At 62.6% G+C, this 24,312-nt stretch carries 26 protein-coding genes; 18 read left to right on the plus strand and 8 right to left on the minus strand.

What is annotated here, in order from left to right; all coding sequences use genetic code 11:
• Positions 1–129: 129 nt before the first annotated feature.
• The 6 genes from waaF to radA all read right to left on the minus strand — a co-directional run bounded on the left by waaF (position 130) and on the right by radA (position 6,163).
• Positions 130–1,119: a lipopolysaccharide heptosyltransferase II gene (waaF, locus tag R6254_RS00385; protein ID WP_318404330.1), complete on the minus strand. Its 990-nt coding sequence runs from the start codon at positions 1,117–1,119 to the stop codon at positions 130–132.
• Between the two features lie 67 nt (positions 1,120–1,186).
• Positions 1,187–1,396 carry a zinc-finger domain-containing protein gene (locus tag R6254_RS00390; protein WP_318403618.1) on the minus strand — a complete coding sequence of 70 codons (210 nt, stop codon included), beginning with the start codon at positions 1,394–1,396 and terminating at the stop codon, positions 1,187–1,189.
• A gap of 141 nt (positions 1,397–1,537) precedes the next feature.
• Positions 1,538–2,476 carry a branched-chain amino acid transaminase gene (locus tag R6254_RS00395; protein WP_318403619.1) on the minus strand — a complete coding sequence of 313 codons (939 nt, stop codon included), beginning with the start codon at positions 2,474–2,476 and terminating at the stop codon, positions 1,538–1,540.
• A gap of 100 nt (positions 2,477–2,576) precedes the next feature.
• Complete coding sequence (locus R6254_RS00400; protein ID WP_318403620.1) at positions 2,577–3,035, minus strand: glycerate kinase; 459 nt, start codon at positions 3,033–3,035, stop codon at positions 2,577–2,579.
• Between the two features lie 201 nt (positions 3,036–3,236).
• Complete coding sequence (locus R6254_RS00405) at positions 3,237–4,754, minus strand: BCCT family transporter (protein WP_318403621.1); 1,518 nt, start codon at positions 4,752–4,754, stop codon at positions 3,237–3,239.
• A gap of 32 nt (positions 4,755–4,786) precedes the next feature.
• Positions 4,787–6,163, minus strand: coding sequence for a DNA repair protein RadA (gene radA / locus R6254_RS00410; RefSeq protein ID WP_318403622.1), 1,377 nt, complete (start codon positions 6,161–6,163; stop codon positions 4,787–4,789).
• A gap of 105 nt (positions 6,164–6,268) precedes the next feature.
• Here radA and hpaR point away from each other — a divergent pair, with 105 nt between their 5' ends.
• The 15 genes from hpaR (at position 6,269) to R6254_RS00485 (ending at position 19,909) form a co-directional block, all read left to right on the plus strand.
• Positions 6,269–6,706, plus strand: coding sequence for a homoprotocatechuate degradation operon regulator HpaR (gene hpaR / locus R6254_RS00415; protein WP_318403623.1), 438 nt, complete (start codon positions 6,269–6,271; stop codon positions 6,704–6,706).
• Positions 6,697–7,326 carry a fumarylacetoacetate hydrolase family protein gene (locus R6254_RS00420; protein WP_318403624.1) on the plus strand — a complete coding sequence of 210 codons (630 nt, stop codon included), beginning with the start codon at positions 6,697–6,699 and terminating at the stop codon, positions 7,324–7,326. Before hpaR ends, R6254_RS00420 begins: the two co-directional genes overlap by 10 nt.
• Positions 7,323–8,069 (plus strand): fumarylacetoacetate hydrolase family protein, encoded by a 747-nt coding sequence (locus R6254_RS00425; RefSeq protein WP_318403625.1) that lies wholly within the window; start codon positions 7,323–7,325, stop codon positions 8,067–8,069. Before R6254_RS00420 ends, R6254_RS00425 begins: the two co-directional genes overlap by 4 nt.
• A 2-nt stretch (positions 8,070–8,071) precedes the next feature.
• The gene (hpaE, locus tag R6254_RS00430; protein WP_318403626.1) at positions 8,072–9,529 is read left to right on the plus strand and encodes a 5-carboxymethyl-2-hydroxymuconate semialdehyde dehydrogenase; all 1,458 of its coding nucleotides are present in this window, start codon (positions 8,072–8,074) and stop codon (positions 9,527–9,529) included.
• Between the two features lie 53 nt (positions 9,530–9,582).
• A complete protein-coding gene (locus tag R6254_RS00435) occupies positions 9,583–10,548 on the plus strand; it encodes a tripartite tricarboxylate transporter substrate binding protein (protein WP_318404332.1) in 966 nt (321 codons plus the stop codon).
• A gap of 38 nt (positions 10,549–10,586) precedes the next feature.
• Positions 10,587–11,468 carry a 3,4-dihydroxyphenylacetate 2,3-dioxygenase gene (gene hpaD / locus R6254_RS00440; RefSeq protein WP_318403627.1) on the plus strand — a complete coding sequence of 294 codons (882 nt, stop codon included), beginning with the start codon at positions 10,587–10,589 and terminating at the stop codon, positions 11,466–11,468.
• A gap of 1 nt (position 11,469) precedes the next feature.
• The gene (locus R6254_RS00445) at positions 11,470–11,871 is read left to right on the plus strand and encodes a 5-carboxymethyl-2-hydroxymuconate Delta-isomerase (RefSeq protein WP_318403628.1); all 402 of its coding nucleotides are present in this window, start codon (positions 11,470–11,472) and stop codon (positions 11,869–11,871) included.
• Between the two features lie 6 nt (positions 11,872–11,877).
• Complete coding sequence (hpaH, locus tag R6254_RS00450) at positions 11,878–12,678, plus strand: 2-oxo-hept-4-ene-1,7-dioate hydratase (RefSeq protein ID WP_318403629.1); 801 nt, start codon at positions 11,878–11,880, stop codon at positions 12,676–12,678.
• Between the two features lie 9 nt (positions 12,679–12,687).
• Entirely contained in the window at positions 12,688–13,518 is an 831-nt protein-coding gene (locus R6254_RS00455) for an HpcH/HpaI aldolase/citrate lyase family protein (protein ID WP_318403630.1), read from the plus strand.
• A gap of 4 nt (positions 13,519–13,522) precedes the next feature.
• Positions 13,523–14,299, plus strand: coding sequence for an SDR family NAD(P)-dependent oxidoreductase (locus R6254_RS00460; protein WP_318403631.1), 777 nt, complete (start codon positions 13,523–13,525; stop codon positions 14,297–14,299).
• An 11-nt stretch (positions 14,300–14,310) separates the two neighbouring features.
• Positions 14,311–16,059 (plus strand): dihydroxy-acid dehydratase, encoded by a 1,749-nt coding sequence (ilvD, locus tag R6254_RS00465; protein WP_318403632.1) that lies wholly within the window; start codon positions 14,311–14,313, stop codon positions 16,057–16,059.
• Positions 16,060–16,099: 40 nt separating this feature from the next.
• Complete coding sequence (locus R6254_RS00470; RefSeq protein WP_318403633.1) at positions 16,100–17,086, plus strand: Bug family tripartite tricarboxylate transporter substrate binding protein; 987 nt, start codon at positions 16,100–16,102, stop codon at positions 17,084–17,086.
• Between the two features lie 116 nt (positions 17,087–17,202).
• Positions 17,203–17,979 (plus strand): class II aldolase/adducin family protein, encoded by a 777-nt coding sequence (locus R6254_RS00475; protein ID WP_318403634.1) that lies wholly within the window; start codon positions 17,203–17,205, stop codon positions 17,977–17,979.
• A gap of 38 nt (positions 17,980–18,017) precedes the next feature.
• Positions 18,018–19,001, plus strand: a complete 984-nt coding sequence (locus R6254_RS00480) for a 2-dehydropantoate 2-reductase (RefSeq protein ID WP_318403635.1) — start codon at positions 18,018–18,020, stop codon at positions 18,999–19,001.
• Complete coding sequence (locus tag R6254_RS00485) at positions 19,001–19,909, plus strand: DMT family transporter (protein ID WP_318403636.1); 909 nt, start codon at positions 19,001–19,003, stop codon at positions 19,907–19,909. Before R6254_RS00480 ends, R6254_RS00485 begins: the two co-directional genes overlap by 1 nt.
• 6 nt (positions 19,910–19,915) lie before the next feature.
• Here R6254_RS00485 and R6254_RS00490 read toward each other — a convergent pair whose 3' ends face one another.
• Both R6254_RS00490 and alr read right to left on the minus strand, forming a co-directional pair.
• Entirely contained in the window at positions 19,916–20,245 is a 330-nt protein-coding gene (locus R6254_RS00490) for a DMT family transporter (protein WP_318403637.1), read from the minus strand.
• A 14-nt stretch (positions 20,246–20,259) separates the two neighbouring features.
• Positions 20,260–21,369, minus strand: a complete 1,110-nt coding sequence (gene alr / locus R6254_RS00495) for an alanine racemase (RefSeq protein WP_318403638.1) — start codon at positions 21,367–21,369, stop codon at positions 20,260–20,262.
• Between the two features lie 191 nt (positions 21,370–21,560).
• Here alr and lplT point away from each other — a divergent pair, with 191 nt between their 5' ends.
• Genes lplT through R6254_RS00510 form a run of 3 tightly spaced genes read left to right on the plus strand, consistent with a single transcriptional unit; the run spans position 21,561 to position 24,294 of the window.
• Positions 21,561–22,841, plus strand: a complete 1,281-nt coding sequence (gene lplT / locus R6254_RS00500) for a lysophospholipid transporter LplT (RefSeq protein ID WP_318403639.1) — start codon at positions 21,561–21,563, stop codon at positions 22,839–22,841.
• Positions 22,841–23,764 carry a DMT family transporter gene (locus R6254_RS00505; RefSeq protein ID WP_318403640.1) on the plus strand — a complete coding sequence of 308 codons (924 nt, stop codon included), beginning with the start codon at positions 22,841–22,843 and terminating at the stop codon, positions 23,762–23,764. The genes lplT and R6254_RS00505 overlap by 1 nt, the downstream gene beginning before the upstream one ends.
• A gap of 44 nt (positions 23,765–23,808) precedes the next feature.
• Positions 23,809–24,294, plus strand: a complete 486-nt coding sequence (locus R6254_RS00510; RefSeq protein WP_318403641.1) for a glutathione peroxidase — start codon at positions 23,809–23,811, stop codon at positions 24,292–24,294.
• Positions 24,295–24,312 lie beyond the last annotated feature (18 nt).

Below are 24,312 nucleotides of genomic sequence, written 5' to 3' on the forward strand. Positions count from 1 at the left end.
TTGGGGCGAAATCGGGCGATTTGCCCACCAAATCCCTTGCATGGGCATGAGCCCATGCTGCGCGATCTTGGCGACCAACTCATCCCGATTGCGCCCCAACGCGACCCCATCGAGATCGTAAACAGGCTCTTACAAGGCGGCCAGCACCCGCGCGGCGCTGATGTCGTTCAGGCAGCGGGTGTGGCCCAGCGGGCATTCGCGCGCAAAACAAGGCGCGCAGTCCAGCGGCGGCTGGTAGCCCGCATCGTTTTTCAGCCACAAGACCGTGGCCTGCGTGTTCAGCGGCGGGGTGTGCAAGGGGCTGGACGAGCCAAAAATCGCGACCTGCGGCACACCAAAAGCCGCGGCCACATGCATCAAGCCCGAGTCATTGCTGACCACGTGTTGGGCCGCGGCAATCGCGCAAAGCGCCTGCACGAGTGTGGTTTTGCCGGCGAAGTTCAGGCACTTGCCGGCCTGCAGCGCATTGACCGGCGCGGCGATTTCCTCACACAGCGCAGCCTCTTTGCCGGAGCCCAGCAAGACCACAGGCACCGCCAGATGTTTGGCCAGTTCTGAAAAGTGCGATGCCGGCCAGCGTTTGGCCGGACCGTATTCGGCGCCGGGCGCAAACACGACATAAGCGCCGCGTTTCAAGCCGAGGTCGGCCAGCGCCTGTTCCACCTCGGCCGCCGGCATCTGCAGCTCGGGCCGATCGGTGTCCAGATGGGCCTCGCCGCTGAGCGCCGAATAAAACGCCACCATGGGCGGGCGTTTGCCCTTGGCCGGGTTTTTGAGGCGGTGGGTCAGCAGGCCGACGCGGGCTTCACCCAGGTAACCCACCCGTTTGGGAATGCCGGCCAGCAAGGGCAACAAGGCGCTTTTCAGCGAGTTCGGCAACACATAAGCGGTATCGAACTGGCCGGCGATCCGTTTGGCCAGCAGGCGGCGCGCCTTCAGTTGCAGACCGCCGTGTGCAAACGGGAATTCGATGACCTCGTGCACCTGCGGCATCGCGCGGTACACCGGCGCCACCCAGGGCAAGGCGCCAACCGTGAGTTGTTCCCCGCGCGCGTGCAAGCGCCGCAGCAGTGGCTCGGTCATCACCGCGTCGCCTATCCACTGGGGCGCGATGATCAGTGAGGCCCCCCCGGTGCGGCCCGGCAAAACCGGTTTCGCGGCGGCCGCTTGCAGGGGGCGAGACACCTTAGTGGCCTGCGCCGAAATGTTCGCCGGCTTTCAGTTTGTACGCAGTGCCGCAATATGGGCACTTGGCTTCGCCGGTACGCGCCACGTCCAGGTAGACCTTGGGGTGGCTGTTCCAGATTTTCATGTCGGCCTTGGGGCTGGGGCAGAACACGCCGCCTTGCGGATTGAGGTCCTGGGCCAGAAGTTCAACGGTAGCAGATGTGCTCATAAATTCCTTGATCAACGAGAGAGCAGGCGTAGGGCTAGCTAGCTACCTGCCAGCAGGGGCCGCGGAACCGGCTTTGCCGGGCCGCAGGCGCAGCGCCCCCTAGTGGGGCAGCGTCGTACACGAAGTGACAAGCGTGGGGGCTCACACTTTGGCCAGCCAGTGGGCGTATTTCGGATTGCGGCCGTTGACGATGTCAAAAAACGCCGCCTGGATTTTTTCGGTGATGGGACCACGCGAGCCGATGCCGATTTCAACCCGGTCCAGTTCGCGAATCGGTGTGACTTCGGCGGCGGTCCCGGTGAAGAAGGCTTCGTCGGCGATATAAACCTCGTCGCGCGTGATGCGTTTTTGCACCAGCTCCAGGCCCAGGTCTTTGCAGATGTGCAGGATGGTGTTGCGTGTGATGCCGTTCAGGGCGCCGGCCGACAGGTCGGGCGTGTAGACCACGCCGTCCTTGACCACAAACACGTTTTCGCCGGCGCCTTCGCTGACAAAACCCGAAGCGTCAAGCAACAGGGCTTCGTCGTAACCGTCGTCCAGCGCTTCCATGTTGGCGAGGATGGAGTTGCTGTAGTTGCTGACCGCTTTGGCCTGCGTCATGGTGATGTTGACGTGGTGACGCGTGTAGCTGGAGGTCTTGACGCGAATGCCGCGTTTCATGCCGTCTTCACCCAGGTAAGCGCCCCAGGGCCAGGCCGCGACCATCAGGTGAATCGTGTTGCCCTTGGGTGACACGCCCAGTTTCTCCGAACCGATCCAGGCCAGCGGACGCAGGTAGCAGCTCTCCAGCTTGTTTTCACGCACCACGGCTTTTTGGGCTTCGTTGACTTCTTCCTGGCTGAAAGGAAGTTTCATGCGCAGGATCTTGGCGCTGTTGAACAAGCGGGTGGTGTGGTCTTCGAGGCGGAAAATCGCCGTGCCGTCCACGGTGTTGTAGGCGCGAACACCTTCAAACGCGCCGCAGCCGTAATGCAGGGTGTGGCTCAGCACGTGAATCTTGGCGTCACGCCAATCCACCATCTGGCCATCCATCCAGATTTTGCCGTCGCGGTCTGCCATGGAGGGAGCTACTGGGGACATGATGCGAATCCTCTATTGATGTCTGTGGGTATCTGTTGCGAAACCAGGGCGGCGGGCCGCAAAATCTGCCGGCCCCAGGGCTGCCCCCGAAAGATTGATTTTACGGGGCCGATGGCGGCGCTGCCGCGGCCGGACTGGATTCAGGCGCGGCAAGGGCTTGCGACTCTTCCGGTGCGGGGCGGAAAAGTGTGTGATGGCTCAGTTTGCCGCCCACAAAAGTGGCGGTTACCGAGGACTCCGAGCTGTCGGTCCAGCGGTAGATTTCGGGCTGCTCGTCCTTGGGCGAGAGCAGTTCTCCCAACGAGCGGGTCATGGCCACCACATGCAGCAAGGTGAGCCCGGGCCGGAGTTTGGCGTTGAGCATGACGGCGCTGTCGACATGACCGATAGGCCGGTTGGCGGCGCGTTTGAGCACCTGCAACATGCGGGTGAAATGCAGCAGTATCCACATCACCAGGCCACTCGCCGCCGCAGCGACCCCGGCCCAGCCAAAACTGCGGTAAGCCAGCACCACCAAGGCGACACCGGCGATCGGAACAAGAATTTTCTGAAATTTCATGGCGCTATTTTCGCAGCCACCGGCCGCCACCTGGCTGCGGGGAATGCGTAGCCCGCCCCGCTGCAGGGTGAAAACCGACTTTTTACAAGCTTTTTAGGCCTGTAGCCCATATGCCACGGACGCCATCAGCTACTGTTTTTATAGCGACATCTGTCGGCTGTCGCGCGCCAAACCCGGCGCGGACGCGCCTGCCCTGGGCCTTCACTCCTTGATGAAGGCGCGCATTTTCTTGCGCAGGTCCTTGTCACGGCGTTGCTCGGCATGCCAGTCCTGGCTGATGGCCCGGGTGACCGAAACAGCCATCAGCACCAGCACCACAGAAAACGGCAGGGCAAAAATGATGGTGGCGGTCTGCACCGCTTTGAGCCCGCCAGCAAACAGCAGGCTGATGGCAATCGCCGAGACCAGCACACCCCACATGATCTTGATGCGACTGGATGGGTTGGGGTCGCCGCCGCTGCTCATCATGCCCAGCACCAGCGTGGCCGAATCCCCCGAAGTCACAAAAAACACCAGCACCAGCAAGGTCGCCACCACCGACATCAGGCCGCCCATGGGCAGGGCGTTGAACATGACAAACATGGCGGTGGAGACATCGGCCTTGACGGCCTCGACCAGCGGCACGCCCTGGAAAATCCCCATGTACAGGGCGGTACCGCCAAAAATGGAAAACCAGGCAAAACCCACCAAGGTCGGCGCCAGCACCGTGCCCATGATGAACTCGCGAATGGTGCGGCCGCGCGAGACGCGGGCGATGAACAGGCCGACAAACGGTGACCAGGAAATCCACCAGGCCCAGTAGAAAATGGTCCAGTCGCCTATCCAGGAGCTGTCGCGGAAGGGGCTCATGCGCAAGCTCATGCGCACAAATTCGCTGAGGTAAGCCCCCAGCGTGGTGGTGAAGGTGTCCACGATGGCAATCGTCGGCCCGACGACCAGCACCGTCAGGGCCAGCACGGCCGCCATCACCAGGTTGCCCGAAGACAACCATTTGATGCCGCGCCCCACGCCGCTCACGGCAGAAACCAGAAACAGCGCCGTCGTCACCACAATGATGCCGGCCTGGGCCATCACGCCCACAGGCAAGCCGAACACCACATGCATGCCGCTGTTGATCTGCGTTGCACCCATGCCCAGCGACGTGGCCATGCCAAAAGCCGTGGCCACCACCGCCAACACGTTGAAGGCCGGTGACAGACCTTGCACAAATTTCCAGGGCAAGGCTTCGGTCGCTGAACTCACCAGCGCCGAGGACTTGCGGCGGAACTGGAAAAACGCGATGGCCAGGCCAACAATCCCGTAAATCGCCCAGGGATGCAGGCCCCAGTGGAAAAAGGCGTAACGCATGGCGGCATTGGCCGCTTCGGGTGTGCCCGGCGTGATGCCAGGCGGCGCGGTGCTGTAGTGGGAAATCGGCTCGGCCACCCCCCAGAACACCAGGCCTATGCCCATGCCGGCGGAAAACAACATGGCAAACCAGGCGCCCATCGAAAACTCGGGCTCCTCGTCTTCATCCCCCAGCTTGAGGTCGCCGTAACGGCTGAAGGCCAGAAAAAACGCCAACACCACCAACCCCAGCACCACCCAGAGGTAAAACCAGCCGAAGTTGCGCGTGATGCTGGCCAGCAGCAGGCTGAGCACGTTGTCCAGGCTATCCGGCGACAACAGGCCCCAGAGCACCACCATGGCAATCATGCCGGCCGACATCACACGTTGCATGAAGCGCTCCTGGGTTTAGGGATAACAAAAACTCAACTCAGACTGCGCACCAACTCCATGGCTTGTTCGATACGCTCCACCGGGTGAATGGTAAGCCCCTCAAAGGCTTTGTCATTCTTTTTTGGCGCGTTGGCTTTCGGCACCACCGCCACGCTGAAACCCAGTTTGGCGGCTTCCCGCAGCCGCTCCTGGCCGCGCGGCGCCGGCCGCACCTCGCCAGCCAAGCCGACCTCGCCAAAGGCGATAAAACCCTTGGGCAGTGGTTTGCCGCGCAGGCTGGAAGTGATCGCCAACATCACGGCCAGATCGGCCGCCGGCTCGCTGATACGCACGCCACCCACGGCATTGACAAACACATCCTGGTCCATACAAGCCACACCGGCATGGCGGTGCAACACCGCCAGCAACATGGCGAGGCGATCGCGGTCCAGACCGACTGACAAACGGCGCGGACTTGGGCCGCCCGCGTCCACCAGCGCCTGGATTTCAACCAGCATGGGCCGTGTGCCTTCCAGCGTGACCATCACGCAACTGCCGGGCACAGGCTCCGAGTGCTGGCTCAAAAAGATGGCGCTGGGGTTGCTCACACCTTTCAGGCCTTTTTCGGTCATGGCAAACACGCCAATCTCGTTGACCGCACCGAAGCGGTTCTTGATGGCACGCACCAGGCGAAAGCTCGAATGGGTGTCGCCTTCAAAATAGAGCACGGTATCCACCATGTGTTCCAGCACGCGCGGGCCGGCCAGCGCGCCTTCCTTGGTGACATGGCCAACCAGCACGATACACACGCCGCTGGATTTGGCGGCCCGCGTCAGGTGCGCCGCACATTCACGCACCTGCGCCACCGAACCGGGGGCCGAGGTCAGTTGGTCGGAATAAACGGTCTGGATCGAGTCAATCACCGCTACCGCCGGCCGCGTGGCTTCCAAGGTGGCGAGAATTTTCTCCAGCTGGATTTCCGCCAGCACCTTGACCTGCGAGCCGTCCAGCCCCAGCCGGCGCGAACGCAGCGCGACCTGGGCGCCGCTTTCTTCGCCGGTGACATACAAGGTGTTCAGGCCGCCGCGCTGCAGGGAGTCCAGCGCCTGCAGCAGTAAGGTTGATTTGCCTATGCCCGGGTCGCCGCCTATCAACACCACGCCGCCTTCGACAATGCCGCCGCCCAACACGCGGTCCAGCTCCTCCTGCCCGGTGGGGGTGCGCGCCATGTCGGTCGCCTCGATGTCGGCCAGCGTGGTGACTTCCGAGGCTTTGGCCAGCGAGGCAAAGCGGTTTTTCACGGGCGACACCGTCTCGGCGATGGACTCGATCAGCGTGTTCCAGGCCTCGCAATGTGGGCATTTGCCCAGCCATTTGGGGTTGGTGCCGCCGCATTCGGTGCAGGTGTAAATCGTCTTGTCTTTGGCCATGCGGGATATTACTGTAATTATTCACAGTACGGGTTAATCCCCAGTGGATTTGCCTTGGCAAAACCCGCGATTCATTTAATATATTAAATAATTTCAACGAAAGTTATGGTGACCCCTTTTATTCACCGCAACCTGCCCCGCCTGCTGCTGCAAGCGCGTGAGTCGGTCATGGCCTATACCCGGCCGCGCCTGCGCGAACACGCGCTGAGCGACCAGCAGTGGCGCGTCCTGCGTGTGCTGGGCGAACACGGCGTGGTCGAAACCGGCCGGGTCGCACGCGAGGCTTTTATCCTCGGCCCCAGCCTGACCGGTGTGTTGACGCGTATGGAACGTGACGGCCTGATAAGCCGCGCACGTGATCCACTGGACCAGCGCCGCACCGTCGTTGAAGCCACGGACAAAGGCCTGCAACTGGTTGCCACCTTGTCGCAAACCATAGAAGCACATTACGCATGGATGGAAAACACCTTGGGCAAACAAAAACTGGCGCAGCTCTATGAGCTGCTCGACAAAGTGATTGAACTGGAGCAGCCATGCACGTGATGCCCCAAGGAACGGTGTATGGCACGCTGTTGAATTTCCGCGGCGAAGTCGCTGCCACGGCCGCGCTGATGGACCAGCCGCCCTACAAGGCGCCGCCGAAAGCGCCGGTCTTGTATGTGAAACCGGCTAATACCTGGAGTACACACGGCACCGCCATCCAGGTGCCGGCGCGTGTGCCTGAGGTCGAGATAGGCGCCACCATCGCGATGGTGATGGGCCAAGCCGGCGCGGTTGTCGCTTATGTGTTGATGAACGATCTCTCCATCCCGCACGCCAGCTTTTTCCGGCCACCGGTCAAGTTCAAATGCCTGGATGGTTTTCTCGGCATCGGGAACCGTCAGGTCACACGCGCCGACGTGGGCGAGCCTGCGCAGTTCACGCTGGAGGTGCGTATCAACGGCGTGCTCAAACAAAGTGTCCATTTTGGCAACCTGGTGCGCAACACCTCGCAACTGCTGGCGGATGTGAGCGAGTTCATGACCTTGCATCCCGGCGATGTATTGATGCTGGGTTGTGATGTGGGCCGGCCGCTGGCCAAAGTCGGCGACCGCATCGACATCAGTGCGCCGGGTTTTGGCACGCTGAGCAACACCCTGGTGGCGGAAGAGGTGAACGTATGAAACTCGCACGAATAATTTACGAAGGTGCGGTACAAGATGCCACGGAACGCGACGGCCAGTTGTTGCTGAAGGACGGCCGTCTCGTCACCGAAACCGCCGTGAGCTGGCTGCCACCGCTGGCCCCCACACCGCGCCCACGCACCATCCTCGCGCTGGGTTTGAATTACGCCGACCACGCCAAGGAGCTTGAATTCAAGGCCCCCGAAGAACCGCTGGTCTTTATCAAGGGCGAAAGCACGCTCACCGGGCACCGGCAGCTCACGCGCCGTCCGGCCGATGTGCAGTTCATGCATTACGAATGTGAACTCACGGTGGTCATCGGTAAAACTGCGAAGAAGATCAAGCGGGATGACGCGTATGACTTTGTCGCCGGTTACACCATCGCCAACGACTACGCGATTCGCGACTACCTCGAAAACTGGTACCGCCCCAACCTGCGTGTGAAAAACCGCGACACCTGCACGCCGCTCGGACCCTGGCTGGTGGATGCCGCCGACGTGGCCAACCCCATGGCACTGGCCTTGCAAACCACCGTCAACGGCAAGATCACGCAAACCGGCAACACGCGCGACATGATTTTTGATGTGCCGTTTCTGATTGAATATTTCAGCAGCTTCATGACCCTGCAGCCCGGCGACTTGATCCTGACCGGCACCCCCGACGGCGTGGTGGATTGCCGGCCTGGCGATGTGATTGTCACCAGCATAGACAGCCTGGGCGCCTTGACCAACACCATTGAATGATTATGAAAATAGATCACCTCATCAACGGCAAATCGGTTGCCGGACAGAACTACTTTGAAACCGTCAACCCGGCCACGCAGGAGGTGTTGGCCGAGGTTGCCTCGGGCGGCGAAGCGGAAGTCAATGCCGCGGTCGCCGCAGCCAAGGAGGCTTTTCCCAAATGGGCGGGCCTGCCCGCGCCGCAACGTGCCAAACTGGTGCGCAAACTCGGCGACCTGATCGCCGCACATGTGCCCGAAATTGCTCAGATGGAAACCCGGGACTGCGGCCAGGTGATTGCACAAACCGGCAAACAACTGATCCCGCGCGCCGCCGACAATTTTTATTACTTCGCGGAAATGTGCACCCGGGTCGATGGCCACACCTACCCGACTGAAACCCACCTCAACTACACGCTGTACCACCCCACCGGTGTCTGCGCCTTGATCAGCCCGTGGAACGTGCCTTTCATGACCGCGACCTGGAAGGTCGCACCCTGCCTGGCGTTTGGCAATACCGCCGTGCTCAAGATGAGCGAGTTGTCACCGATGACGGCCGCCCGCCTGGGGGAGCTCGCGCTGGAAGCCGGCATTCCGCCCGGTGTGTTGAACCTGGTCCATGGTTATGGCAAGGAGGCCGGCGAGCCGCTGTGCCGCCACCCCGATGTACGCGCCATTTCCTTCACCGGCTCCACCGCCACCGGCAACCGCATCGTGCAGGCGGCCGGCCTGAAAAAATTCAGCATGGAGCTGGGCGGCAAATCACCATTTGTGATTTTTGACGATGCGAACCTGGAGCGCGCCCTCGACGCCGCGCTGTTCATGATTTTCAGCAACAACGGCGAACGTTGCACCGCCGGCAGCCGCATCCTGGTGCAGCAATCGATTTACGCCGACTTCGTCGCCAAGTTTGTGGAACGCGCCAAACGGATCAAGGTCGGCGATCCGCTGGACGAAAACACCACCATAGGCCCCATGATTTCGCAAGCCCACCTGGCCAAGGTGCGCAGCTACATCGATCTCGGGCCCAAAGAAGGCGCGACGCTGTTGTGCGGCGGTCTGGGCACACCGGACTTGCCGGACCCTGTGAAGAAAGGCAACTACGTCTTGCCCACCGTGTTTGCCGACGTGGACAACCGCATGCGGATTGCCCAGGAAGAAATTTTCGGCCCCGTGGCCTGCCTGATTCCGTTCAAGGACGAAGCCGAGGTGATTCGCCTGGCCAACGACACGCAGTATGGCCTGTCGAGTTATGTCTGGACCGAAAACATAGGCCGCGCGCACCGCGTCGCCGCGGCGGTCGAAGCCGGCATGTGTTTTGTCAACAGCCAGAACGTGCGCGACCTGCGCCAGCCTTTCGGTGGCACCAAGGGCTCGGGCACAGGGCGCGAAGGCGGCACCTGGAGTTACGAGGTTTTTTGCGAGCCGAAAAACGTGGCGGTGTCGCTGGGCTCACACCACATCCCGCACTGGGGCATTTAACTTCACCATCAGTTCACCATCAGTTCACCATCAGCACCATGACTTTTCATTCCATGCGCCGCCGTACCTTCCTGCAAACCTCGGGCGCTGCCGCCCTCGCCGCGTTGCCGGCCTTCAGCCACGCGCAAGCCTGGCCGGGCAAGCCGCTCAAAATCGTGGTGCCCTTCACCCCCGGCGGCACCACCGACTTTGTCTCGCGCCTGGTCGGCGTGGAACTGGGCAAGCTGCTGGGCCAGCCGGTGATTGTGGAGAACAAGCCCGGCGCCGGGACGGTGATCGGCGTGGATGCTGTCGCCAAATCACCCGCCGACGGCTACACGCTGGTGTGTGTGGCCAACAGTTTCACGGCCAACCAGACCTTGCTGAAAAACCTGCCTTACGACACGCTCAAGGACCTCAAGCCCGTGGCCTTGATGGGCATGTCGGAACATGTGCTGGCCACGCACCCGGGCAGCGGCATCAAGAACATCAACGACTTGCGCAACGTCGCCAAGGCCAAACCGGGCACCTTGAGTTTTGCCTCCTTCGGCAACGGCACCTCGGCCCACCTCTCGGGCGAAATGCTGAAGACACAGATGGGCCTGGACATCGTGCATGTGCCTTACAAAGGCCAGGGCCCGGCGCTGACCGATTTGCTGGGTGGCCAGGTCACGGTGATGTTCGGCAACTGGCCCGAATTCCGCAGCCACATCGAAAGCGGCAAGCTGGTCGCCGTGGGCATGGCCACCGCCCAACGTTCGGTCTATGCACCGGCCATTCCGACGCTGGCCGAGCAGGGTGTGCCCATCGAATCGAATTCCTGGAACGGCTTGCTGGCCCCCGCCGGCACACCGGACGCCGTGGTGCGGCGCCTGAACGCCGAGGTCAACCGGGCGCTGGCCACGTCGGCCGTGGCCGAAGCCTTCAACAAAGGCGGGATTGCCTCGCTGTCTGGCTCACCGGAACAATTCGCCGCCTTCATACAGAGTGAAATCGCCAAATACGCGCAGGTGATCCGCCGCGCCAACATCACGACCTGAGGCGCAAGCCCGATCAACCCTCAACGCTGGAGCCAACCATGGGCACCCTCGCACTCGCCGCCAAAATCACGCATGTCCCGTCGATGTACCTGTCGGAGTTTCCGGGGCCCAACTTCGGCTGCCGCGACGCCGCCATCAACGGCCACAAGGAAATCGACAGGCGCTGCCGCGCGCTGGGTGTGGACACCATCGTGGTGTTCGACGTGCACTGGCTGGTCAACAGCGAATACCACATCAACTGTGCGCCCAAGTTCGAAGGCACCTACACCAGCAACGAGCTGCCGCACTTCATCAAGAACCTGCCCTACGCCTATCCCGGCAACCCTGAACTGGGCCACCTGATCGCCGACGTGGCCAACGACATGGGGGTGAAAAGCCGGGCGCATTCGGACACCACGCTGGAGCTGGAGTACGGCACGCTGGTGCCCATGCGTTACATGAACAGCGACCAGCATTACAAGGTCGTCTGTGTCAGCGCCTGGTGCGATTGGCACGACCTGGAAGAGTCCGCCCGCTTCGGTCTGGCCGTGCGCAAGGCCATCGAGGAAAAATACGAAGGCACCGTCGCGGTGTTTGCCAGCGGTTCACTCTCGCATCACTTTGCCGACAACGGCCGCGCGCCCGAATTCATGCACAAGGTCTACGACCCTTTCCTCGAGCAGGTGGACCAGCGTGTGGTGGAGCTTTGGAAAGCCGGCGACTGGACAAGCTTTATCGGCATGTTGCCCATGTACGCCGAAAAATGCTGGGGCGAAGGCGACATGCACGACACCGCCATGTTGCTGGGCCTGCTGGGCTGGAAGGACTACACGGCGCCGGTGGAAATCATCACGCCTTATTTCGGCAGCTCGGGCACCGGCCAGATCAACGCGATTTTTCCGGTCACGCCGCTGACCGAACCGAGCACCGCGAAAGCCTGACATGCCACATCTGAAAATCGAATACACCGCCAACATCGACGCCCGCGCCGATATAGCCACCTTGTGCAAGGCGCTGAACCAGGTCTTGCTGGAAGCCAGGGATGAGAAGGGCCAAGCGGCCTTCCCCGTGGGGGGTATCCGTGTGTTGGCCTACCCCGCGCCTTACCACGCGGTGGCCGACGGGAAACAGGACTATGCCTTTGTCTACCTGAACCTGCGGATCGCGACAGGGCGCAGCGACGCTACCAAAAAGATAGCTGGCGACGCCCTTCTGGCAAGGACAAAAGCCCATTTTGAATCCCTATTCTCAACAACACTGATGGGCATCACCTTGCAGATCGACGAAGGTGTGCAGGTCTACGACGCCAAACACAGCAACCTGCATCCACTTTTCAACAAGTAAAACGCCATGCTGCCCCAAGACCTCATCACCCAGCTCGCCGCCGAACTGCAACACAGCGAACAATCGCGTGTGCAGGTCGAACATTTCTCCAAACGTTACCCGGTCATGACGGTTGCGGACGGTTACGCCATCTCGCGCGCCTGGGTGCAGATGAAACTGGCCGAAGGCCGCAGTATCCGCGGCCACAAGATCGGCCTGACCTCGCGCGCCATGCAGCTGTCCAGCCAGATCGACGAGCCGGATTACGGCACCTTGCTGGACGACATGTTTTTCGAACCCGGCGACATTCCGGCGTCGCGTTTTATCGCGCCGCGTGTCGAGGTGGAGCTGGCCTTTGTACTCAAACGCAAACTGGAAGGAACCCACATCACCATCGACGACGTTCTGGAAGCGACGGATTACGTACAACCAGCCATAGAGATCATCGACGCACGTATCGAGCAGTTCGACCGCCACAGCAAAACCATGCGCAAAGTGCAGGACACCATCAGCGACAACGCCGCCAACGCCGGCATCGTGCTCGGTGGCCGCAAGGTCTTGCCGCGCGAGGTCAACCTGCCCTGGGTCGGTGCCATCCTGCGCCAGAATGGCGTGGTGGAGGAAACCGGCCTGGCCGCCGGTGTGCAGGGCCACCCGGCCATCGGTGTGGCCTGGCTGGCCATGAAACTCGCCCCCTGGGGCGAATGCCTGGAGGCCGGCGAGGTTGTGCTGGCCGGCTCTTTCACCCGGCCTGCCGTCGCCAAACCCGGCGATGTGTTCGACGCCGACTATGGCCCGCTGGGCCGTTTTGAATTTTCCTTTGTCTAGAAGACCGACATGCAAACACCAACCAATCCCTTCAAGCAGGCGATCGCCAAGCAACAAACCCAAATCGGCCTGTGGGTCAGCCTGGCCGACCCCTACAGCACCGAGATCTGCGCCGGCGCCGGTTTCGACTGGCTGCTGATCGACGGCGAACATGCCCCCAACGATGTGCGCAGCATCCTGGCCCAGTTGCAGGTGGTCGCGGCTTACCCGTCGCACCCGATCGCACGGGTACCCATGGGCCATGGCCATGTCGGCGAGGCCTTGATCAAACAATACCTGGACATAGGCGTGCAGACGCTGCTCGTGCCCATGGTCGACACCGCCGAGCAGGCCGCCGCGCTGGTGCGCGCCACGCGTTACCCGCAGTTTGACGCAGAGGGTAAATCCACCGGCGGCATTCGCGGCATGGCCGGGGCCCGCGCCTCGCGCTGGGGCCGCTACCCGGCCTATGCCCATGAAGCCAATGCACAAGTCTGCCTGCTAGTGCAGGCCGAGACCCAAACCGCGCTGGACAACCTGGACGCGATTGCCGCCACCGACGGTGTGGACGGCGTGTTTATCGGCCCGGCCGATTTGTCGGCCTCGTTAGGCCATGTCGGCAACCCCGGCCACCCCGACGTGCAGACGGCGATTGAAAAAGCGATCCAGCGTATCGTCCAGGCCGGCAAGGCCGCCGGCATCCTGACCACCGACGAAGCGCTGGCCCGCCACTACATGGACCTGGGCGCCACCTTTGTCGCCGTGGGCCTGGACACCAACCTGCTGGTGCGCCACACCAGTGCGCTGGCTGCGCGTTTCAAAAGCGGTCTCACGGTGGCGCCCGCCGGCAAAACCTACTGAGCCCATGACTACGGATACGCCTGTCTGCCTGATCACCGGCTCCGCCACCGGCATAGGCGCAGCCTGCGCGCGTTTGTTTGCGCGCCAGGGCTGGTGTGTGGCGCTGAGTTACCTGGACGAACACACACGAGCCGAAGCCCAGGCGGTGGCCGAGGACTGTCAGGCAGCCGGTGGGCAAGCCTGGCTGCAAGCCCTGGACGTGCGTGATGACGCTGCCTGCCAGCGTTATGTGCAAGCCGTGCTGGCACGGTTTGGCCGCATCGATGCGCTGATCAATTGCGCGGGCACCACGCGTTTTATTGCACACACCGACCTCGCCGCGCTGGACGCGGACGAGTTTCACCGCACTTACGACGTCAATGTGGTGGGCGCCTACCAGATGGTGAAGGCTTGCGCAGACGCGCTCAAGGCCGGCGGTCAGGGTGCCGTGGTCAATATCTCGTCGATAGGCGGCGTGTTGGGCCGTGGTTCGTCCATGGCGTATGCCGCGTCCAAGGGCGCGCTCAATACCCTCACCTTGTCGCTGGCCCGCTCGCTGGCACCACAAGTGCGTGTCAATGCGATTGCGCCCGGGTTTGTCGATGGCGGCCTGCCCGGCCGTGTGCTGGACGAAGCCCGCTACGCACAAGTGTTGGCGGCACAAACCGCCGCCTCGGTTCTTCAGCGCGTGTCGCAGCCCGAAGAGGTGGCGGCGCTCGCCTGGTATTTAAGTGCACAGGCGCCTGGCATGACCGGCGCCGTGCTGATGATGGACAACGGCCTGCACCTCAACGCAGGATAAATAAGAAACCCATGAGCAACCACGACAACAACGACCCGCCCACACCGCCGCGCAAATTCCGCTCCGCCACGATTTACGAAGGCACGGTACGTGCCACCACACGCAGCTTTTTGTATGCGCTGGGCCAGGACGACGAAGAGATAAAGCGCCCGCACATCGGCGTCTTCCACACCGGCGGCGAAATGAGCCCCTGCAACCTGAACCTGCGCGATCAGGCGCAACACGCCAAGACCGGCATTTATGCCCACGGCGGCATGCCACACGAATGCCCGGTGGTCTCTGTGTCTGATGGCCTGACCATGGCGCATTCGGGCATGCGGTTTTCACTGATCTCGCGCGAGCTGATCGCCGACAGTGTGGAAGCATCCACACGTGGCCACCAGTGGGACGGCATTTTCGGCATCGGTGCTTGCGACAAAAACCTGCCCGGCCTGATGATGGGCATGGTGCGTTGCAATGTGCCCAGCGTGTTTGTGCATGGCGGCTCGGCGCTGCCGGGCCAGGCACCTGGCGTGGATGGCCGCGACCTGAATGTGGTGGACACCTACGAAACCATAGGCAAGGTGCTGGCTGGTGACGCGACGCCGGACGAACTCGACGCCATGAGCCACGCCTGTCTGCCCACGGCTGGCGCCTGCGCCGGTCAGTTCACCGCCAACACCATGGGCATGGTGTCCGAAGCGATTGGCCTGGCGCCCATAGGCTCCAGCATGGTGCCCGCCGTTTTCAGCGAACGTGCGCCGCTGATGCGCCGCGCCGCCAAAACCTTGATGAAAGCCGTGATGGGCGAGGCCCCGCTGCCGCGCGACATCGTCACGCGGCACGCGCTGGAAAACGCCTGCGCCGTGGTCTCGGCCACGGGTGGTTCGACCAATGCCGCGCTGCATATCCCGGCGATTGCGCACGAAGCCGGCATCAAGTTCCATCTGGACGACGTGGCCGAGGTGTTTGCCCGCACGCCACTGATTGCCGACCTGCGCCCGGGTGGCAAATACCTGGCGCGTGATTTGTATTACGTGGGTGGCGCCGGCGTGGTGATGCGTGAATTGCTGCAACGCGGCTACCTGCATGGCGACTGCCTGACCTTTAGCGGCCGCACCCTGGCGCAAGAGTTGGAAGGCGCAGCCGCCCCCGACGGCCGTGTGGTGCGTGACCTGGCGCATGCGCTGTCACTCGACGGTGGCCTGGCCGTGCTCAAGGGCAATTTGTGCCCGGACGGTGCGCTGCTGAAAACCGCCGGCCTGGCCACCTTGGTGCATCGCGGCCCGGCCCGTGTGTTTGATTCGGAAGAAGCCGCCCAAAGCGCGGTGCAACAGCGCCGCTACGAAAGCGGCGACGTGATCGTGATCCGCAACGAAGGCCCCAAGGGCAGCCCCGGCATGCGCGAGATGTTGGGCATCACCGCCCTGCTGTACGGCCAGGGCATGGGCGACAAGGTGGCGCTGCTGACCGACGGCCGTTTTTCGGGCGCCACACGCGGCCTGTGTATCGGTTATGCCGGGCCGGAAGCCGCCGACGGTGGCCCGATTGCCGCCTTGCGTGATGGCGACATGGTCAGCATCGACGCCCGCGCGAACGCACGCAGTATTTCCGTGGAACTCAGCGATGCACAAATCCGGGAAAGATTGGCCACGACTGGTGAAACCCCGGCTGTGCATCGGGGTGGTTTGCTGGAAAAATATGCGCTGACAGTCAGGCCCAGTCACCAAGGCGCGGTCACCCACTCGGGTGGCGTGATCTGGTTGCGCGACGATGCCTGATCTTCAACTTCTTATTTCACTACCAACAGGAGACAAATCCATGAACATCTCACGTCGTCAAGTTATTCAGTCCGCCGGCGCTTCCGCGCTGCTGGCCAGCATCGGCAACGCCGCCTGGGCCCAGGCACTGGAGAACCTCAAGATCATCACCGGCTTCGCGGCCGGCGGCACCTCCGACACCTTGTGCCGCCGCATGGGCACCAAGCTGGCGCCCGATTACGCCAAAACCGCCGTGGTCGAGAACCGCACCGGTGCCGGTGGCCAGATCGCCATCCAGTATGTCAAAAGCGCTGCGCCGGACGGCATGACGCTGCTGCAGACGCCCACGTCCATGCTCACGATTTACCCGCACATCTACAAAAAATTGGCATATGAGCCGCTGGTGGACCTGGCGCCGGTAACGCTGGCCTGTGTGTTCGACTTCGGTTTGGCCGTGGGCCCGGCCGTGCCGCTCAGCGTGAAAACCGTGCCCGAGTTCCTGGCCTGGGCCAAGGCCAATCCGCTGGGCGCCAACTTCGGCTCGCCGGCCGCTGGCTCCACGCCCCACTTCATTGGTGCACTGCTCGGCAAAAGCGCCGGCGTCGACCTGAAACACGCGGCCTACCGCGGCACACAGCCGGCCATGCTGGACCTGCTGGGCGGCAACATCTCGGCCGTGTCCGGCCCGATCGGTGACCTCACACAACACCTGCCCACCGGCAAGGTCCGCATCCTGGGGGTGTCCGGCGCCAAACGCAGCCGCTTCGCCCCTGACGTGCACACCTACACCGAGCAAGGCCTGAAGGACATGATCCACAGCGAATGGTTTGCCTTCCTGATGCCGGCCAAAACCCCGACCGAGGTGGTGAACCGCATGAACGCTGCCTTGAAAGTCGCATTGGCGCAAAAAGACGTGATCGATGGCCTGGCCGGTTTTGGCCTGGAAGCCATCTCTTCCACACCGGCCGAGCTGACCGAGCTGCTCAAGAAGGACACCGCCAAGTGGGCACCCATCGTCAAGTCCGTCGGCTTCACGGCTGAGGCGTAATTCATAGCCCCCACGCTGGTCGCTGCGCATACTGCGCTGCCCCCCGAGGGGGCGCGACCGGCTTGGGGCGGCCCGGCGCCGGTCTCCGTCCTTGTTTGATATTTCGTGAGCACACCATGAATACCGTTTTGAAATCACCTCCCGCCAGCATGCATCCCGACGAGTGGAAGGAGCGCCAGCAGCTGGCCGCCTGTTACCGCGTGTTTGCGATGCTGGGCTGGACCGAGATGATTTACAACCACATCACGGTGCGGCTGCCGGACAGTGTCACGGGGGGTGCGAAGCAATTCCTGATCAACCCCTTTGGCCTGCATTATTCGGAAGTCACGGCCAGCAATCTGCTCAAGATCGATCTGCAGGGCAACAAGCTGGATGACAACCCCTGGCCGGTGAACCCGGCCGGTTTCACGGTGCATGCCGCCATCCATGACGGCCTGCCCGGCGCCCATTGTGTGATGCACACCCACACCACGGCCGGCGTGGCCGTGGCCTGCACGCAAGGCGGACTGGCACAGAACAATTTTTATTCGGCCCAGTTGCATGACTTGGTGGCCTACCATGACTTCGAAGGCATCACCATCCACGCCGACGAAGCGCCGCGCCTGCTGAAAAACATAGGCGACAAGCCGGTGGTGATTCTGCGCAACCACGGCCTGCTGGCCTGGGCATCGACCCTGCCGCTGGCTTTTGTGCGGCTCTGGACCTTGCAACGCGCCTGCGAGATCCAGATGGCGCAAGCGGCGATGGGGCCGGCGATTGCCGTGTCCGCGGCCGTGGCACGCAAGACCACACACGACTCCTTCCAGTTCGACGCCCAGTTTGGCGCCGGCCAGGACGTTTTTGATGCCCTGGTACGGCAGATGGACCGGATTGATGACAGCTATAAAAACTAGAGCGCCTTGCGTCCGTACAGCAAGGGCTGGAGCCCATTTTGACCATTAAAAAAGTTTGTATTTACGGTGCTGGCGCTATCGGCGGCTGGATGGGCGTGAAACTCGCACAAGCCGGCTGCGAGCTCAGCGTGGTGGCACGCGGCGCCACGCTGGCCGCCTTGCAAGAACACGGCCTGCGCCTGCAACGCGGTGACGACATCACAACCGCGCCCGTGCGTGCCAGCGCCGACCCGGCCACGTTGGGCGTGCAGGACCTGGTCATCGTCGCCGTCAAGGCGCCGGCCATGGCCGACGTCGCCAAAGCCATCGCGCCGCTGATCGGCCCCGACACCCTGGTGCTCACCGCCATGAACGGTGTGCCCTGGTGGTTTTTTGAAGGTTTCGGCGCGCAATACGCCGGCACACGGCTCAAGGCCGTGGACCCGGACGGCACGATTGCCCGCGCGATTCCGGCGCGCCACATCATCGGCTGTGTGGTGCATGCGAGTTGCTCGCTGAACAGCCCGGGTTTTGTGAAAAATCACTTCGGCAACAAACTCATCATCGGCGAGCCCTCCGGCGAAAAAACAGCCCGCGTGCTGGCGCTGGCGGCGCTGCTGGAACAAGCCGGCCACGAGGTCGTGTTGTCGGAGCAGATCCAGAAAGACGCCTGGTACAAACTCTGGGGCAACATGACGGTGAACCCGATCAGCGCCTTCACCGGCGCCACCACCGACCTGATCATGGGTGATGAGCTGGTGCGCGGTTTCATTTCCAAAGTGATGCTGGAGGCCAAGGAAATCGGCGCCCGTATCGGCATCCCGATCGACCAGCAGCCGGAAGACCGGCACGCGGTCACGCTCAAGCTAGGCGCCTTCAAAACCTCCATGTTGCAGGACGTGGAAGCCGGCAAAGGCATTGAACTCGATGCGCTGGTCACAGTGGTGAAAGAACTCGGCGAGCTGACCCAGGTGCCCACGCCGTTTACCGACGCCCTGCTGGGCCTGAGCCGCTTGCACGCGCGCGTGCACGGTTTGTATTGATGGCACCCAGCGCCGGCAAAGCCATCAGCGGTACGGCCTTCGCCACCCTGCTGCTGATCGCGCTGATGATGGGCGCCAACCATGTGGCGGCGCGCCTGGCGTTCAACAACGGCGTGGATGTGGTCACGGCCGTCGCGTTTCGCAGTGTGGTCACCGCGCTGGCCGTGGCGGCGTTGCTGGCCATCCAGGGTGTGAGCATCCGTTTCAGCCCACGCAACAAACGTATCCTGCCGGTCATCGGCCTGCTGATCGCGGTGCAAAGCCTGTGCCTGTATTCCGCGGTGGCGCGGCTGCCGGTGGCGCTGGCCTTGCTGGCCTTCAACACCTACCCGATCTGGACTGCTTTGTGGGACTGGGTCTTGTACCGCCGCGCGCCCGAACGCGCCATGCTGATCGCCATGCCGGTGATCCTGATCGGGCTGGCGCTGGCGCTGGACGTCTTGGGTGCGGCCTCAGGCCTGGGGGCCGCCGGCCAATGGGGCCGCATAGGCACCGGCGTGGCGTTTGCGCTGGCCGCCGCGGCCACCTTTGGCGTGGCGCTGGTGTTGACCCAGCACGAAGCCGGCGATGTGGATGGCCGCGTGCGCACCTTGACCACCATGAGCACCGTCGGCCTTTTTGCACTGGTCGGCGTGGCCGTGCAGGGCGGCTTTCATTTGCCGCAGGCGGCCGTGGGCTGGTGGGGTCTGCTGGCACTGACCTTTTTGTACGGCACGGCTTTCACCATCATGTTCACCGTCTTACCCCGGCTGGGGGTGGCGGGCAATTCGGCCATCATGAATGTGGAGCCGGTGTTTGCGCTGGTGCTGGCCTGGCTGATCCTGGGCCAGGCGATTGCGCCTGTGCAGGTGGCCGGGGCCTTGCTGGTGGTGGGCGCGGTGATGGTGCTGGGTTTGAGGAAGCGCTGAGCCTCGTCAGTGGGCGACGGATTTTGAAAAGACGTTGAGCACCACCACACCCGCGACGATCAGGCCCAGGCCGGCAATCGCCGGGCCGTCCAGCGACTGCCCAAACACCAACCAGCCTATCAGCGCAATCAGCGCCACCCCCGCACCGGACCAGATCGCATACACCACACCTATCGGCAGTGTGCGCAAGGTGATGGACAGGCAATAAAACGCCAGACCGTAACCCAGCACCACAATCACCGAGGGCCACAGGCGTGTGAATTCGTTGGATGCCTTGAGTGCGGACGTGGCGAGCACTTCCGCAACAATTGCCAGGGACAAAATAAGCCACTGCATGTCTTTGTCCTTGCTTAGATCGTGTTAGATCCATCCACCACCACCGGCACCCGCGGCGCCAGCGCACACATCAACTCGTAACCCACCGTGCCGGCGGCCTGCGCCACGTCGTCAATCGGCAACACCGTGCCGCGGGCCGAACGGCCCCACAAGGTCACCTCGCTGCCGATGCCGGCCTCGGGCACCGGTGTCAGGTCCACCGTGATCATGTCCATGCTGACCCGCGCCACCAGGCGGGTGCGCACCCCGTTGACCAGAATCGGCGTGCCCGTTGTGCAATGCCGGGGATAACCATCGGCATAACCGCAAGCCACCACACCGATGCGTAGCGGCCCGTCGGCGGTGAAGCTGGAGCCATATCCCACGGTGTCGCCGGCCACCAGTTGCTGGATGCCTATGATTTTGGAGGCCAGGGTCATGGTCGGCAACAAGCCCCAGTCGGCGGCACTTTTTTCAGGGAAATCGGGTGCGCTGCCGTAGACCACAATGCCGGGCCGTACCCAGTCGGATTTTTCGCCTATGAGCGCGCCATGGCGCAGGATGGCGGCGCTGTTGCTGAGCGTGCGCTCGCCGGGCAGGTCGTGCGTGACGGCCTCGAAAGCCCGCAGTTGTTCGCTGATGCCTTTGGGGCCATCGGCGTCGCTGAAATGGGTCATCAGCGAAATTTCGTCGACCTGCGGCAAGGCGTTCAGCCGTGTCCAGGCGGTGCGGTAACGTTGTGGCGTGAAACCCAGGCGGTTCATGCCGGTGTTCATTTTCAGGAACACGCGGTGTGGCAACTGGGTTTTGTGGGTCGCCAGCATGCTGATCTGCTCCTCGCAGTGCACCGTGTGCCACAGGCCCAGGCGCGAACACAGCTCCAGATCACGCAGTTCAAAACAACCTTCCAGCAACAAGATAGGGCCGCGCCAGTCAAGCGCGCGCAGACGCTGCGCCTCGGCCAGATCCAGCAGGGCAAAACCGTCGGCGCTACGCAAACCGTCAAAGGCCCGCTCGATGCCATGGCCATAAGCATTGGCCTTGACCACCGCCCAGACCCGGGCATCGGGCGTGGCGGCACGTACACGCGCGAGGTTGTGGTTGAGCGCTGCGGGGTGAACAGTGGCAAGAATCGGACGGGGCATGGCAGGCTAGGAGGTCGGGAAAACAACAAAAAATGGACAAGCCAATACGGCGGAGGGCCGGCCTGTCAAGGCCAATTTCTCGATTCTGCCAGCTTGCCACGTGCTATAAACCTCCATCGTTAGGAGACATTCACTTTATCTTGTGGCACCAGACTGTCTGGTGCATACGCAATGGTGATCAAAACAGTTTAATGAAGCGCGGTTTTTACACCATCATGGCAGCCCAGTTTTTCAGCTCGCTGGCTGACAACGCGCTGTTCGTCGCCGCCGTCGAGCTGCTCAGGACCAGTGGCGCGCCCAAATGGCAGCCGGCTGCGCTGGTGCCTATGTTTGCGCTGTTTTATGTGGTACTCGCGCCTTTTGTCGGGGCTTTTGCCGACGCGCAGCCCAAGGGCAAGGTCATGTTCATCAGCAATGCCATCAAGGTGGTGGGCTGTCTGATGATGTTGTTCGGCACCCACCCGCTGATGGCTTACGCGATTGTTGGCCTGGGCGCCGCCGCGTATTCGCCGGCCAAATACGGCATCCTCACCGAACTGCTGCCGGCCTCGCAACTGGTCAAGGCCAATGGCTGGATCGAGGGCCTGACGATTGCCTCCATCATCCTGGGTGTTTTGCTGGGCGGCCAGCTGGTTGGCCATTCGGTGTCGAATTTGCTGCTGTCCTTTGATTTCCCCGTCATCAACACCGGCATAGACACACCCCCCGAAGCCGCCATTTCCGCGCTGATTGTGTTGTACGTGATCGCCGCCTGGTTCAACTTGCGCATCCCGCTCACCGGCGTTGAAATGCGCCCCATGCCGCGCAACAAGCTGGAGCTGCTGCCCGACTTCTGGAACTGCAATGCGGCGCTGTGGCGCGACAAGCTGGGCCAGATTTCGCTGGCCACCACCACCTTGTTCTGGGGCGTGTCCGGCAACCTGCGCTACATCGTGCTGGCCTGGAGTGCCGCCGCGCTGGGTTATAGCACCACGCAGGCGTCCAGCCTGGTGGGCGTGGTGGCGATTGGCACGGCCATAGGCGCCATCCTGGCCTCCATGCGTATGCGGCTGGAACACGCCACCAGCGTGATGCCCCTGGGCATCGCCATGGGCATCCTGGTGATTTTGATGAACTTCATCACCAACGTCTGGGTCGCCGCACCCTTCCTGATTTTGCTGGGCGGCCTGGGCGGTTTTCTGGTCGTGCCCATGAACGCGCTGCTGCAACACCGCGGCCACAACCTGATGGGCGCGGGCCGCTCCATCGCGGTACAAAACTTCAACGAACAGGCCTGCATCCTGGCCCTGGGCGCAGGTTACAGCCTGTCCACCGGCATGGGCCTGTCGGCCTTTGGCGCGATCACCACCTTTGGCGTGGTGGTGGCGGGCTTCATGTGGCTGATCCAGCGTTGGCACAAAAGCAACTGCATCAAGTACAAAGAGCAGGTGGACCACCTGCTGACCATCGCCCGCAGCGACAAATCACACTGATGCAGGCCGGCGCGATCCCCGCTCGCCACGGCCCGCCCCTGGCCGCAGCGGCCCTGGTGTGCAACGCCTTTGTCTGGGGCGTGTCCTGGTGGCCGTTTCGCGAACTGCAGTCCCTGGGCCTGCATCCCCTGTGGGCTACCGCGCTGATCTACTTTTTTTCACTGGCCTGCGTGTTCTGCGTCTGGCCCCGCGCCTGGCGCGGCTTTGCGCAACATCCGCAGCTGTGGCTGCTGGCGGTGGCGGCCGGCCTGACCAATGTCGGCTTCAACTGGGCCGTCACGGTTGGCGACGTGGTGCGTGTGGTGTTGCTGTTTTACCTGATGCCCGCCTGGTCGGTGCTGCTGGCCTGGGCCGTGCTGGGTGAACAACCGACACGCGCGTCCCTGCTGCGGCTGCTGCTGGCCATGGTCGGCGTGTTGATTGTGCTGAAGTCGCCCGACTCGCCCTGGCCGGTGCCGCAGGGTGCGGCGGACTGGCTCGCCCTGATGGGTGGCCTGTGTTTTGCCGCCACCAATGTCTTGCTGCGCAAACTGGCGTACACACCCAGCCCCTCACGCATGATGGCCATGTTTGGCGGTGGCGCCCTCATGGCCAGTGCCACGGCCTTGTTGGGCATGGCCGGGCAATACGTGCCGGCGCCGGCCTGGACCAGCGCCTGGCTGCCTGTGGCCCTGGGCCTGAGCCTGGCTTTCCTGGTCAGCAACATGGCGCTGCAATACGGCGCGGCGCGGCTGGCCGCCAGCACCACGGCGATTGTGATGTTGACCGAAATCCTGTTCGCCAGCCTGTCTGCCGCCCTGCTGGGCGCGGCGGCGTTCAGCCCCCGCCTCCTGCTGGGCGGCAGCCTGATCGTGCTGGCCGCCGTGCTGGCCGCCATGGCCCCCGCCCCGGCCGCCTTGCCAGGCGACGAAAAATCGCCTTGATCCTGCCCGCTGCGTTAAAGTGACAGATCACTTCAGGAGCACCCATGAGCAGCATCTATGACTTCGAAGCCCAGCAGATCAACGGCAAGGACATCTCGCTCTCGGAATTCAAGGGCAAGGTCATGTTGATCGTGAACACCGCCAGCAAATGTGGCTTCACGCCGCAGTTCGGCGGGCTGGAAGAACTTCACAAAAGTTATGCGGGCAAAGGTCTGGCCGTGCTGGGTTTTCCGTGCAACCAGTTCGGCTCGCAAGACCCGGGCAGCGACGGGGAAATTTCGGAGTTTTGCCAACTCAACTACGGCGTGAGTTTTCCGATGATGGGCAAGATAGATGTCAACGGCCCGGCCGCCCACCCGCTGTACAAATGGCTGTCGTCCGAAGCGCCCGGTCTGTTGGGCAGCAAGGCCATCAAGTGGAACTTCACCAAGTTTCTGGTTGGCAAGGACGGCCAGGTGATACGGCGTTATGCGCCCACCGACAAACCGGCCGACCTGGCAAAAGACGTGGAAGCCGCACTCGCCGCTTGATTCACAGTCAAATCCGGC

The sequence above is a fragment of the Polaromonas potterensis genome, from assembly GCF_033446725.1.
Lineage (GTDB): Bacteria > Pseudomonadota > Gammaproteobacteria > Burkholderiales > Burkholderiaceae_C > Polaromonas.